This is a genomic window from Pantoea nemavictus (assembly GCF_037479095.1).
Classification (GTDB): Bacteria; Pseudomonadota; Gammaproteobacteria; order Enterobacterales; family Enterobacteriaceae; genus Pantoea; species Pantoea nemavictus.
This window is the reverse complement of sequence record NZ_JBBGZW010000002.1, coordinates 664,413-678,114: the sequence shown is the minus strand read 5'-3', so window position 1 is coordinate 678,114 and position 13,702 is coordinate 664,413. Positions and strand designations below refer to the sequence as shown.

8 protein-coding genes are annotated in these 13,702 nt (G+C 55.1%); all 8 read right to left on the bottom strand.

Features of this window, described 5'->3' with window-relative positions; genetic code table 11:
• The 8 genes from tssA to WH298_RS22700 all read right to left on the bottom strand — a co-directional run bounded on the left by tssA (position 1) and on the right by WH298_RS22700 (position 13,670).
• Complete coding sequence (tssA, locus tag WH298_RS22735; RefSeq protein ID WP_180824163.1) at positions 1–1,572, bottom strand: type VI secretion system protein TssA; 1,572 nt, start codon at positions 1,570–1,572, stop codon at positions 1–3.
• On the bottom strand, positions 1,572–5,030 hold the full coding sequence (locus WH298_RS22730) for an ImcF-related family protein (protein ID WP_180824162.1): 3,459 nt from the start codon (positions 5,028–5,030) through the stop codon (positions 1,572–1,574). The genes tssA and WH298_RS22730 overlap by 1 nt, the downstream gene beginning before the upstream one ends.
• Positions 5,031–5,119: 89 nt before the next feature.
• The gene (locus WH298_RS22725; RefSeq protein ID WP_180824161.1) at positions 5,120–6,331 is read right to left on the bottom strand and encodes a hypothetical protein; all 1,212 of its coding nucleotides are present in this window, start codon (positions 6,329–6,331) and stop codon (positions 5,120–5,122) included.
• Entirely contained in the window at positions 6,331–6,597 is a 267-nt protein-coding gene (locus WH298_RS22720; RefSeq protein ID WP_180824160.1) for a PAAR domain-containing protein, read from the bottom strand. The genes WH298_RS22725 and WH298_RS22720 overlap by 1 nt, the downstream gene beginning before the upstream one ends.
• 267 nt (positions 6,598–6,864) lie before the next feature.
• Positions 6,865–7,836 carry a DUF6708 domain-containing protein gene (locus WH298_RS22715; RefSeq protein ID WP_180824159.1) on the bottom strand — a complete coding sequence of 324 codons (972 nt, stop codon included), beginning with the start codon at positions 7,834–7,836 and terminating at the stop codon, positions 6,865–6,867.
• Position 7,837: 1 nt separating this feature from the next.
• Complete coding sequence (locus tag WH298_RS22710) at positions 7,838–10,423, bottom strand: T6SS effector BTH_I2691 family protein (protein WP_180824158.1); 2,586 nt, start codon at positions 10,421–10,423, stop codon at positions 7,838–7,840.
• Between the two features lies 1 nt (position 10,424).
• Positions 10,425–11,288: a DUF4123 domain-containing protein gene (locus tag WH298_RS22705; RefSeq protein ID WP_180824157.1), complete on the bottom strand. Its 864-nt coding sequence runs from the start codon at positions 11,286–11,288 to the stop codon at positions 10,425–10,427.
• Positions 11,289–11,297: 9 nt separating this feature from the next.
• Positions 11,298–13,670 carry a type VI secretion system Vgr family protein gene (locus tag WH298_RS22700; RefSeq protein WP_180824156.1) on the bottom strand — a complete coding sequence of 791 codons (2,373 nt, stop codon included), beginning with the start codon at positions 13,668–13,670 and terminating at the stop codon, positions 11,298–11,300.
• Positions 13,671–13,702 lie beyond the last annotated feature (32 nt).

Below are 13,702 nucleotides of genomic sequence, written 5' to 3'. Positions count from 1 at the left end.
TCAGCTGCAGAGGATGGCGGCCCTGACCGGGTCAAGCGTGATAAGGCCGGACAACAGCGCGTCCATTTCCGGCTGAATGCGCGAGCGTTCACTTTCACTGCGCGCAGCCCGGGCACGCAGCAGCTTCAGCCGTCGGGCGCGCACTTCGAACAGTAACGTCGGTTCCCACTGTGTAAGCGTCAGTGCACCTGCCTGCTGGTTAAGTTCATCCAGCAGATGCAGTGCCATTTCGCTCTTCCCAAACTGCTCGCATACTCGCGCCATAAGCAGGCGCAGCAGCCACTGATCTTTCGTATTGCTGGTGCCCGGACGCATTTGCAGCCAGGCGAGTGCGGCCTCGACGCTTTCCGCTTCCGCTTTTTCCACCGCTTCACTTTCCAGCGACAGAATGTCGTTGCCTGGCCCGGCAAACGGCGCGTCGCTCTCTGTTAATCGCACATCGCCCATCACTTTCTGCGCGATCCAGCTGCGGGTCACCTCATCGGCAAACGGCGTGCCGTCTGAATAGCAGAGCGTTTCCAGTCCCGGCAGCCTTGATAGAAGCCCATGCAAATCCTGCTGCACAATGTTCGCCAGCGCCGCGCCCTTTTCCTGACGATTCAGCGCTTCACAGGCGTACCACTGCAGATCGAACCACACGTGATTGATGGCCTGCGCAAAAAGCGAGTCCGTCAGTTCCAGCATTTCCGTCCAGCTTTGCTGCAGATACAGGCGCTTGAGGTGCGCACGATGATCGGGTTTCGGCGGTGGCAAACGCGTATTGCCGCCGGGTCCGAGCGCGGGAAGATTGAGGATGGTATCCCAGCGCACGCTTTTCATCAGATGATGTGCCGAAAGCCAGCCGCCGGGCTGCTCGCGCAGGTAGTTTGCCAGCACTTTTGCCTGCGCCTTCAGCGTTTCGCCGGAGTTGACCGGCGCGAGTGCGGCAAGGGCTGAATCATCCACGTCCGCATACGCCGGGCTGTTAAGCGGCACCATGGCGCTGGCTCCGCCGTTCTGCGCCAGCCGCAGCTCCAGCGCACGCAACAGCGGCTGAAGTCCGTTACGCTCGTCTTCGCTGAGCGCATCTTCAATCAGCAGCAGCGCGCCGTTGATACGACAAACCCGCACGATATCGGCTTCGGGCCACAGCGTCAGGCTGTCGAGCATTCTGGCGCTGCCGAGCCAGGCCAGCGCGCCCTGGCGACTGCGGCTGCGCTGCGGATGAAGCTGGTCACCATACTGGTGTAGCGCGGCTGCCAGCAGTTCCAGTCCTTCCGCCAGCCCCTGCTCGCCGTCCTGATGCAGGCGCGCCCACGCGTAAAAGGTAATCACCCGGATGTCCTTGCTCACGGTTGTCAGCAGCGATTCCGACAGGCGGGCGATGGTCTCGGTATCAAAGCCGGAAAGCTTATTCACCTCTTCACGGATCTGCATAAACTGATCGTCATAAGCCGGATCGTCTCCGGCGGGCAACGCTTGACTGATCGGTTCCAGCCAGCGCGCCCAGTCGCTGCGGCGCTGTTGTGCATCGGTTCTCAGCGTGGACTCATCCACGCCGCAGGCGTGCACCAGTTCGATCATTGCGCTCATTATTCTGCTCCATCCATGTCGGTAGTAACGTCATCCGTAACGGCGTCGCGCGGGGCCATCGCTTCTGAAGCACTCGCCGCATCCACGCTGAATATTTCCGTCGGCAGCGTAAACCCGCGCAGGCGCAGCAGCGCCAGCGGGCCGTCGCGCATCTGCGTACGCAGCACCCACGTCAGGGTGCGTTTATCCGGCGTGGTGAAACTCAGCAACCAGCGACTGCGATCGAGGCGCTCACGTTTACCCTGTTCCAGCCAGCGGATAAAGCCCCAGGTGCCGGGATAATCGCCGTATATCTGTGCGCTGCTTTTCACGCCGGTCCAGGTCAGCAGCGTGCCCGGTTTCAGGCTGTCACCCGGCCAGCGCATCGCCTGCCACGTCGCCATCTGATTGAAATAACGCAGCAGCTGACCGTCGAGCATCAGCTGGGTTTCCACCACGTCTGGCGCAGCGCGGCCCTGCAATTCAAAGCTGATGCCCTGCGTGCCGTCGGTAAACAGGATATCAGACAGCTCGCGCAGCTGATTTACCGCCTTGAGGAAAGCAGGATTGAAGGTCAATCCCTGGCTGTGCGCCGCATCCGGTACCCAGCTGCTGCCCTCTTTTTGCAACACGCCACCGAGACGGCTGCTGAGGAAGCTGTCGATGCGCCCGGCGTCGCGGCGGATAAACTCCGCCAGCATCGGCAGTGATGCGTCGCTTTGCCCGGCGGCAAACGGATAGCGCCCGTCAAACGCAGTGCGCCAGTTTTCCACGATGGAGCGCTGCCACTGCGCATTCAGGCTCACCGCCGATGGCTGCAGGATGGTTTCCCACGCCTGCGTCAGCGGCTGCACGAACATCGTCTGCCCGAATCCGCTCCACTCTTCGCCGAGGCTCGCCGCCATCAGGCTGCCGTACTGCTGGGTGTCGGTGAGATCGACGCTTTTACCCTGGAACACCGTCTGCGCCAGGGTTTGCAGCATCTCCTGTGGATCCGGTGCAGCGGCAACCTGCTGCAGACGCAGGCGCACGCGCGTGATGCGGGTTAAAAAGGTCTGCAGCGTCAGGCTGCTGTCGGCGGCCATCAGCTGCGAACCGCTGTTTTTGCCGGTCAGCGCCAGCAGCGGGCCGAAGGTCATATCCAGAGGACCTTCAGGTCCGGTAGCCTTCTGGCTGATAACCGGCTTGTCTTTCTGGCCGATCAGGTCTCTGGCCGAATTGATCAGCGTGTCGGACAGCGCCTCGCGCTGCTGACCGGTCTGACCCTGCCACGCCAGCGTGTTCATCAGCGCAATCAGCGGCGACTGACGCACGTCGCTCATCAGCGTCAGCTGGTCCGTGACGTCGGCAATGTTCTGCGCCGGATTGAGCCGGATACCGTTGAGGAAGTTGAGCCAGCTGGCGGCAAAGTCACTGAAATAGCGTTGGGTTAACCGGGCCTTCAGTGCTTCCGGGGAAATTTCCTGCGGCACGGCGCTGCGGGTGTCACTGAGCACCCAGTCGATTTCATCGCGCCGGGTGTTGGCCGCTTTCTCAATCTCCTGGCGCACGCCGCCTTCCCACGCCTGGCGCGTAAATACGCCGGGCACTTTGTCGTCGCTGCTGAACAGCCGGCGCATATCGGTGCCCGGCGTCATATCTTCCAGCGTCAGATCGGTATAGTTGCGACGCACGTCGCGCAGGACGTTCTGATACAGCGTCATCTCGGCGTTGCGCTGGCCGGTCTGCAGCAGCAGTACCTGACGCGCCTGACTCAGCAGCGACGCATCGGGCTTGATGCGCCAGCCCGGCTGCGACGGCAACGACGCGGCATAGAATGCCCATAAATCCGGTGCCAGCGTCTGCCACAGCGATGTTGAAATGCCGGGATATTCCGGCTGAACGGTCGCCATGGTCTGAGCATAAAACGCCGGTTCAGCGCGCTCCGGGCGCGCCATCATCAGCCAGGCCTTTAACTGCTTATAACCCGGCTGCGCCAGCGTGGCGCGCTGCGGGCTGGCGGCAGGCAGGCCGGCCAGATAAGTCAGCTTATCTTCCAGCGCGATGCGCGCCGGTTCGTGGATCAGCCGCTGCGCCGCGACGCCGTACCACGGCAGCAGCGCATCATGCAGCTGCTGCGTATGGTTAATGCCGAAGCGCTGATACCAGAGCGCACCGTGCTGCAGCCAGTTCTGCTGCTGCCCGAGATCGTTACGCAGGCCATGCAGCGCAATCAGCTGCGCATCATCAACCTTCGTTGAATTCACCAGTACCTGTGCTTTCTCCGCCGCACTGACAACCTCATGACGGTTGAACAATGAGGAGGCCAGCATGCCCGCGCCGCCGAGCAGCATCAGGCTCATCAGCGACCAGGCCAGCATTTGCTGCCAAGGCATGCCGACGCGACGGCCGCGCAAATAGGTACAGTCATTCACAATTCCCTGCCAGCTGGCCGGAAGCGTCAGGGCATGACGGTGCAGCGCATTTCCGGATGCTGCTGTTGCCATGTTGCTTTCCGGCAGGCTGAACATCAGGCCTCGCAGAAAAATGCGTTGCTGTGCAGCGTGCAGCCATGGCGTCAGCAGGGTTTGCCAACGCTTGTTACCGCCCAGCTCCAATCGATTTCCGAGACGCAGTGCAAAATCACAGGACGGGTTCTTCGCAATCTGCGTAATGCCCAGCTCACGCAGCGGCAGCAGCAGACCGTTGAGCTGGCTACTAATATCCTGTGGTTGCGCGCGCGGTGGAAATGTCGCCCCGATTGCCTGTTCAGTTCTTCCAGTCTGCGACCAGTCGCTGCTACACAGCTGCCACAACCACACCGGCGGCTGCCAGCGCAGTAATGCACCAATCGCTTCAAGTGCTCGCAGATCGTGATCGCTTTGCTTCGGCGTGAGTTCCTGCCCGCTTTCAAGCACGTAAATGATGCCATCCAGCGGGCGGCCACGGCGAAGTTTACGCAGCACCGCGAATTTATCGGCATCAGGCTCCTCATTCAGACTGCCACCATCTATCAGCACAGTCCGCGAGCCTTCAAGCCACTGTTGTTCCTGCAAGCCGGGTAGCAGGGCAGCGCGGGCAGCATCATCACCGACAACCAGCAGCAGGCGGACTTTATAGCGCCAGAAAAGACGGTAGCGGGAGCGGAGGTGCTTTTTGAGTTGCCTGATGCCAGTGATGTGAGGCGATTCTGATTTTATGGCGGTGTCAGCAATGCTGGCATCATCCCCATTCGAATAGTTTTTGATCTTCCGATAAGACTGAGCACCAAAAATTCGCGTGGTAATAAACAACAGGATAATAAATAGCAGCAAACCGCCAGTACACATCAGGGCGGTAATGAATAGTCGCTCCTGCCAGAGCGAATCCTGAGATATTCCCAATTGCGTTGGGTCATTTTTAATGATGAAGCAAAGTGCTACACCAATACACAGCAATACAAACAATATTAACCACAGCTGGAAATTTGAATTCTTTATTCCCTTGGTAATGTGCTTCACATTATCCTCCCTGAATATAAGAGCTGCCGCATTCTCGCAAGCAATAACGTTTAAATTGATTGGTTATAAATTCTGCTTAACATCAGAATTCAGGCAGGGTGAACAACTAACCACCAGGGCCGGTTGCCCGTGTCGGGCATACTCATCACCAGCTGAGGAGAAGACTTTTCGGCCGTGTTGCCTGCCGCCAGGGCGATGGCTAACCAGGGAGAAACTTGCCCCGTGAAGCCGCTTTTCATATCTACATCAGTAAATGTACCTTCAGCATTGATATGCGGGAATTTGAGGTTGTGATTTGCCAGGAAGTTTTGTGCCTTATTGTCAATACCAAATCCCGCCAGCCACAAATGTGTTATGCCTTCACGGCAGGTGTCTCCCCACTGCAGTGACTGCTCAATTGATTGATCCAATGCCGCGATATTTTTCGTAAGCTCGGGCCTGTGAAGGCAGGCACATCCTGCCGGAGGCTGATCATCTTTTTTACTACCTAATAGCAATGCTACGCCAGCTTCTGCATCTCCATCCTGAGGAGCCTGTAATAACCTGACAGAGATAATTAATAATTCATCCATCGCTGGCTGCGAATCAAGTAGATTATCGATCTCATCCAGTGAGAGGCGAGGTTCAACATTCAAAGGTGATAAAATGGGATATAATATCTCAATCTTATTTTTTACCGTCAACAACTCTTCCTCTGACAGGGTTGAATCGGTATCAATCTGAATGATGGCGGGTAATTTATCTGCCACATTACGTTTCGTTAATTGTGTATTGAGTTTGGATCCATCTAATAGAGATATGAAAAGCATCATAATCCGGTCCAGAAAAGGCTGCCCGGTGTTATTAAAACTGGCCTGATGACTTACGGCACGCGTACTTTCATCTATAACAACAGGCAAAACAACCGCTTTTGGCAGCAGAAATTGCTCTGTGAGCGCCTCAGATCCGACAACGTGCGGTAATCGTATACTAGTCGCCTCAAGTGAGAAAAAACGTTGGCCCCGGTAAATCTCCGCAGCCATATCCGCTTCCCTCTCGCTATCCCAGCCATCAGCCAGCCACTCGGAAACCAGCCATATCAGCCAGCGAAGGCTAAAAACAATTAACCATAATAAGAGCGGCGCACTTATCACGCAGTGCCAGAAAAGCGCACCGTTCGTTGCCTGATCTGAAGGCCATAGTTTCAGGGTGATAAATCCCCCACACAGAAGCAAAATCAGTAAAGCCACTGACCAGCGTTTAAGTGAAGGGGATTTCTTCCGTTTAGCAACGGGAAGAATAGCGGAGAGATCGACCGGCATTATTTACTCGTCGTTGCATTCGTTAATGAAGATATTAATGTGCAGCCACAACTGCACTTATAACCATCGAAAGCAACAGCGACACCATTGTCCTTCATTGTCGGATGTCCCTGTGCAATATACGATGGGCTATGTCCCAGAATCGGGCAGCTTACAGGATCATTGATACGTGCCACGCCAATTGCCTGAAAAATCATTTTTTCAGAACCAGATTTCACCTGACCACCACCGGTGGTTTTATCACCAACACGAATAATCCCTTTCATTTTAATTCCTGATTCCTCACATATATTATAATTAAAACGATTGATACCTGATGATTGCAGACATAAATAATTCTTTTTCGGAAAACACATTTCTTATCGGATTCGGATGGTTTGAGAATTACTGAATCAAGCTATAAACATTAAATTAATTTACTTTGTGCGATACCATCATAACGTGACTTTTAATCTGAGATAATGCACTAAACAAGCAAGTGTCGTGCGGTCAGAGCTACATTAGGTTCAACTCGCACGAATACTTCTTTGTATTCACTCATTTTCTGGCGTTTTGCGAAACATGTCACGCCATGGATGCTTTGAATTTAATGAGGCATCAATTGCGAAAGGATCATTTTTCAATAATTCACATTGTGCTTCGATATCTTTCGGCCAGACAGGTACTTTACTGGTAACCATTGCGATATAGCGCGGAATACTGAAAATAAAGCTAAGCGTAAATATCAGAGGAAAAAGAAAAATCGGTGCACCATTATACGCCGACATTAAGTAAATCAGCCCGAACTGGTATCCTTCGCGCTTACCGGCTATCGGCAGGCAGTCTTTTACTACATGCACCACAGACTCCGGGCCTTCCTCCATGTAGCGGCGCACAAATTCCCAGTGGCGCTCCAGCTCCTTGCGGTCTGAACTCGTCGCCGGCAGGCAGAAGGTATCCACTACCGTTTCATTATCGTCCGCCAGAATATGACCGCTGATGTAGTAATCTTTATTAAAGTCTTTTCGGTGGCTGAGGCCGGAAGTAAAGAATACCTTATCCCACTCCACACTCCGTGCGCTACCATCCAGCCGTATAAAATGTACCAGTCGATTTTTCCGGTCAAAACGAACAGGGTAATGCGTCAAAGCAAACCATTCCGTTTTTAACATTTTAAAAAACCATGCGTCGGTAACTAAAAATATAAAAATGAGAAATGAATACATGCTAACCGCACTCAAATCACTCCATCCATACTCAAAAAAAATTGAATATGAAAGGAACAAAATAGAGGGGGTTAGCATAATCACTGCTACAGCACCTATAAACCCAATCATCCCTTTTGCAGAATAATATTTATCAACCAACTCAAGATAATGAGAATTCATTGATATCACTTTAGCATCTGATATTAATGACTGTTCTGATGCATCGATTCGTTGATTATTTTTTAGTTTATTGTTTTTTTCATCTATATTGAGCTTACGATTAAATTTAAATTTAGGGAATAGTCCGTAATAATCCATTTTATATACTAACTCCCAAAGCTAACTTAAGCTCATTCATTTCCATCACCATATCGGGCCAGACAGGCAGATCAGCGGCTTCCCGTGACATGAAAACCTCTTTATTGGCACTTTCTACGTTCATAGGGATCCTTCTCCATAAACATTGGATCAACCACTTCTGGATATTATCTCTGCTATTGAGTGCAAGATAAATTGCTGTACCAATTAACACAATCACCGCGACAACTGTACCTAAAACAGGTATTGCGCTAGAAAATATAGCAGCCATCAACCACAATCCTGCTGCGGCTGATAGACCATAAGTAAAGGCAAGCCCATAGTGCCCCTTTCTATTTTCATCATACATGTGATAAAAATCAAAACCTGCGGCAACCGCACCCGCGACAACCCCCAGTGATTTCCCTGCAATACCAAAAATCCACTTTTGAACCATGGGCGAGCGCAATCCCTGAAATCTAGATGAAGCGCTGGCAAACAGATTGAACTGCTTGATCCCGGTTTCCACAATACTGAGGCTGGCACTTGTCAGGCCCACCACTCCGGCCCAGAACTTGGCATGTGCCTCGCTCTGGTCTGCCGTCAGCGTTTTTTTGTTTTTTATATCGGCACTGGCAAACAATGCGGCGGTCTGTAGCGCAGCAGACATCACGCCGATGGCAAACGGCATTGCATCTCCTACCTGACTGACGCCACGCCGGACCGCGCCCTGCCACTGGCTGAACTGCTGGGCTTCAACGTCAGCTGAAAGCCTCAGCAGCTTGACCAGTTCGGCGGCGCGCGCTTCTGACGGTAGCGCCTGCAGCGCGTGAACTTTGTCAATATCAACCATGACGAGGAAGCGTTTAACCTCCACACCCTCCATAGGCAATCCGCTTATTCTCAGCCGTCTGAGCTCCTGGCGAACATGATGGCGCAGCTTATCGCTGTTTGACCTGCCAGCTAACCCGCTTTCTTTCGCCAGCTGCGCAACCACTTCCGTCACAAACTGCTTGTAGGTGCCGGTTTTTTCCAGCGTGACATAGGCTTTATTGGTTAATGCGCCCATTGCAACCAGGCTGGCAAACACTTGTTTCGATTCCATCGACTGGATAACCAGCCGGGCCACTATCCCGGAAAGCATACCCACTGTGCTCGAAACCGCGTTGAGCACCCCCTCTCTGAAGTTATCCATTCCGGCGTTAAAGACGTCCGCAATCCCACTCCAGGGGAGTGCTATCCAGTCAGTAGAACCTTCGATGGATTTCATTAATTTATCGGCTAAAACATCCTGATTCAGCACCAGCGCGCGGGCCAGAATATTCCCCGGGTCCGTGGGCAGGCCTGACAACAAATCAGTGAAATGACGAATAACGCCCGTTTTGTCCTGCATACCAGTAATGCAGTAATTAAGTGTCTGCACGTACGCGATGCCGCTGCTCAGCTCTGCGGTATCAAAGTTTTGCCTGAAGTATTTCAGCAGCCCCTCGCTTTTAATCCAGTCGAGATACATTCCGGTGCGCAGGCTGACGATACGCTCGTTGTATTGCGTCAGAGCCTGACTGAACCGCTGCTGGAAGGCCGCCATTTTCTCCGGGTCGTAATATTGCTCATACTCCGCCCATTTTCTGGCAACTGTACTGTTCATCTTCCTGTCAGCAATCGGGGTGTACATGCTGTCCGACAGGTCGCCGTTGGCGCTGTAGCCAAAAGGACCGTGCAACGCCACACGCTCTTCACTCTCGCTTTTCTCGATATAGTCACGCTCAAACTGGCGCGTCATCGCCTCTTTCAGGCCGCTAATCGCAGAAGACAGTGCCAGCTCGCGTTTATAAAGGGGATTGTTATAGACCTGATCCTGTAAGTCATAATCAATCAGTGCGGACAGCTCCTGAAGAATCGCCGGGGGATCCTGCAGCAGCAGGATCGCGCCTTTGCCTGCATACAGTGAATCGGCCGCCAGCTGGATATTCGCTCCTGCTATTGGGGGGGTATTTTTCCATGGTGATGGGGACCACTTTTTGACCTTACAGCTTGCCGCCTTTGCACTGTACTCCGCCACGATGTCGCCTAATCCGCTAATCGGCAGCGCCTGCTCCGCCTTACCGCTGTTCACCCACGCATCCATGTCAAACAGCTGCATGTACCGGCTGCGGTAAGCGGCATCCTCATGCTGTTTGCGCACCGCGTCTGTCCACTCCACCTCAGACCAGCTAAACCAGAACAGGCCGTTTTTCATGCCCGCTGGCTTCACCGGCAGCGTCACCAGCGACGCTGCCGCCAGCTCGGCGGGTTCGCTGATGCACGGCTTCACCCTGCCGCTGACAATATCCGCCGGCACATCACCATGTTCTGGCAGCGGATAGTAATAGCCGTCGGCAGTGGCGAAATAACTTTTCCAGTACTGGCCGGATTCTGCCCAGATATACAGAAAACCTTCGCGCAGCAGCCGCGCGGTCCAGGCGGTTTCACCCTGTGCCGCGAGCGGCGGCGTCAGGGAGGAAGGCAGGTGAGGTAACACGTCGTCCTGCGACATCACCGCCGGACGCACGGGCAACAGGGGCAGACCGTGGCGGGTACAGAATTTACAGCCTTTTTTCGTGCTCATTTCAGAAGGTGCTCCCTGCGTTATTACTCTGCGTTCCGATCATTTCCTGCCAGCGACTTTCATCCCATGAGTGGGTTTCATTTCTATATAAATCAGGACAGTGACTGACCTGCTGTAAAAAAACGGACATATTTCGTGCAGCCCAGAACCCTTCAGGCTGAATCAGGCCATGCAGTGCAAACGCTATACGATCTTCATCAGTGGAAAGACCGCACTTCGCAGCCTGAAGCATGAATATCTCCAGTCGACGACTGATCTGCTGACGCTGCTGCATATCTGGATACGACGGCAACTGCTGCAGCGCCTGGTTTATCAGCCCGCAATGCGCGAGTTGATGTAGGCTGATAGCTGCGGTGTCTGTCGGCTTAACGGACGTATAGTCAGTGAACTCAAGGGTATGCCAGCCACCTTCCAGCCAGAACGTCCAGCAGGGAATATCCCTTGTCGAAAGCAGATTAGATAACTGCCATGGGCTCAGCATCCAGTGCAGGTGAAACAACACTCTGGGATCATAAAAGCGCAGAATATGGCCGTTGTGCCAGGCATCCTTAAAGTAGAGCGCGTTGACCAGTGCGCTTTGAATCTGCTGTGGAGAAAGAGTGCTGGACAGCAGCAAACTGCAAAATTCTGGATAACGAGGCCCGACATGTACGGAGAGGTCTGCCATAAACGTTTTCCACTCCTGCGACGGCATCTCACTCAGCGGTATTAGCCAGGGATAAAGATGAGCCTGCGGAGCCAGCATCGGCAATATCAGCTCAATGACCGGCCAGGAATTGGGTAGTTCAGGGACAAGCTTGCGGTCAATAACCGCATACTGATGTGTTCCTAAAGCCCGGTGTGGAGAGAGATATTCAATCGTCATAACCAATCCTTAGTTAAGTGGCACCGTGGCATCACCGTTGCTCGCCGCATCGGAGGCTGCAGATTCACAGGCGGTGAATTTCGGGAACGGCATCTCCATTTTTGCCGCTGCGGCATAATCAAATTCGGCGCTTTTGACATTAAATTGCCCACCCGTGCCATGTTCGATTTTGCTCGGGTCGATCGTCAGGGAAGAACCGCCACACTGCAGCGTAATTTTCTTCTTCGCCGATATGATGATTTCATCGCTGGTACTGCTAATGGTGAGCGCTTTGCTGGCTATGAGATCCAAGGCATCAGTCTGAGCCTGAATTTCTACTTTGCCGGTAGCGGCAACCAGCTTCATACCCATCTCATGAGCGAAAGCGACAAAGCCTTTTCTCGCGGCCAGAACCATGCGTTTAAGTGCGCTGATTTCAGTGTTTCCACCGGCAGTAATGATCTGATTGCGGTTGGCGCTCAGCTGGATATGTTGCGGAGTAGATAACGCTATCCCGGCAGGCGCTCCGGCGACAATCGCAGGTTGCTGCAACTGATCGATGGTCTGTTGCAAAAACTGCTGCTGCGTACTGTTATCCATAGGATCAATCTGGGCCGTATCTAACAGCCCGGAGAGAGATTGTGCCAGCGACAGCGCATCCGTTAACTGACGCTTGATTTCATCCATATCCAGCTGCTTCGCCATGGCCTTTGGCTGTAACTGCGTGGTCAGCAGCAGCCCTTTACCGCCACGTATCGCCCCCCAGCTGTCGCTGCGCAGCTCGAAGCCTTCGCCGCGCGCCTGGCCCTCGCCGTCCACCAGATGCCCGAGGTTAAGCTGGCTCTTGCCGCCGTACTCGGTGCTGAGCTTGATGTGCTCCTGGCCGCGCGTGTCGTCGAGGCGCAGCTTGTTGTTGGCCGGCGTGCGCAGCACGTTGCGCCTGAAGTTGCGTATGCTGACGTGGTCCGCGCGCGAGGAGTCGTGCAGCACGCCGGCGATGTAGGGACGGTCCGGGTTGCCGTGCTCGAAGCCAATCGCCACCTCGGTGCCCGCCAGCAGCGGCAGGTGCAGGCCGTAGGTGTCGCCGGCGAACGGCCGCGCCTGGCGCACCCACAGGCTTTCGAAGCCGCTCTCCCAGCCCGCGCGGTCAAACAGCATATTGACGCGATAACGTCCGTCGCGGTCGATGTGTCCGTAGGTGTCATTAACGGTGGTGCTGGTGACGCGCGCCGGTAAGGTGCCCGCCATCACCGGGCGCGGTGCGGGCTCCGGGCGATAGCCGTAGCGGCCCTCCGCCGGGATGCCGCGGAAGGCGGTTTCCATGCTGCTGTCGCGCGCCGCGCGGCAGACCAGCGCGGTGATAACCACGCCGCTGCGGAATGCCTCCGCCGCGTTGCTGCCGCTGGCGCGCACCACCACGCCGGGCATCAGCTGAGCGCTGCTGGATTTGGCGCTCAGCTGCGTCTGCCCGTTGAGGTAGCGCTCGTGGCGCAGCCGGGCGTAGAACGCGCCGCTTTCGGTTGCAGGCGTTGCGCTGTAAACCTCGCCCGCCTGCAGATAGTTATCCGCCCAATGATAGGCTTCGCCGTAAGTGGTGTCGTCGCCGCCGGTGACGTCGGCCTGCGCGTTCATGTCGGCGGTGGCGTCGCGGTAGTTGTAGTCGCGGGTGCTGACGGTTTTTTCCACCACGCGGAAGCGGCTTTCCATCGCCCATACCGACTCCACGCCGCTGTCGTGCAGGCCGGACGGCGGCACGGCGGGCAGCGTCAGGCCGGTCACGTAGCCCTGCGGGCCGTTGTAAAACTCCACCACGTCGATGTTGAGGCGCGTGTCGGTGGTGAAGCGGAACCAGATGCCGACCTCCGCCAGCAGGCGCGAGATGAAGCGCAGGTCGTCCTCGTCAAACTGCATCACCTGCTCGCGCTTCGGGTAGTCGCGGCTGAGGTTAAATTCAAAGTCCTGCCCGCGCATGCCGTGGCGGTCGCGCAGGATGGCTTCGACAATCTGCGGCACCGACATGTCCTGCCAGATGGCGTTCTGACGGGTGCGGGAAAGCAGCGCCAGGCGCGGCTGCAGCGTGATGGCGTAGCGCGCTTCGTCCGCCGAGACCCCGAGCGCATCAAAGCCGGTTACCACGCCCTGCACCACGCGCAGCGGCCCGGCTTTGTGCAGCAGGTCGCTAAGGCTCTGCGGCGACGGCTGCAGCGTCAGCGACGCCGGTTTCAGCAGCATCGCTTCGCGGCTGATATTTTTGTCGGCGCTGGTGAAGATGATGTTCCAGCTGAACGGCGCGCTCAGCGCCTCCGTGCCTTCGAAGCTGAGCACGTCCAGCGGTGAGGTGCTGTCGGTGACCTTCAGCAGATGATGGCTGTGGCTGAAGGTGATAATGGCCGTATCTGTCATGGTGAAATCCTTTTATTGCCGCGTACAGAAAA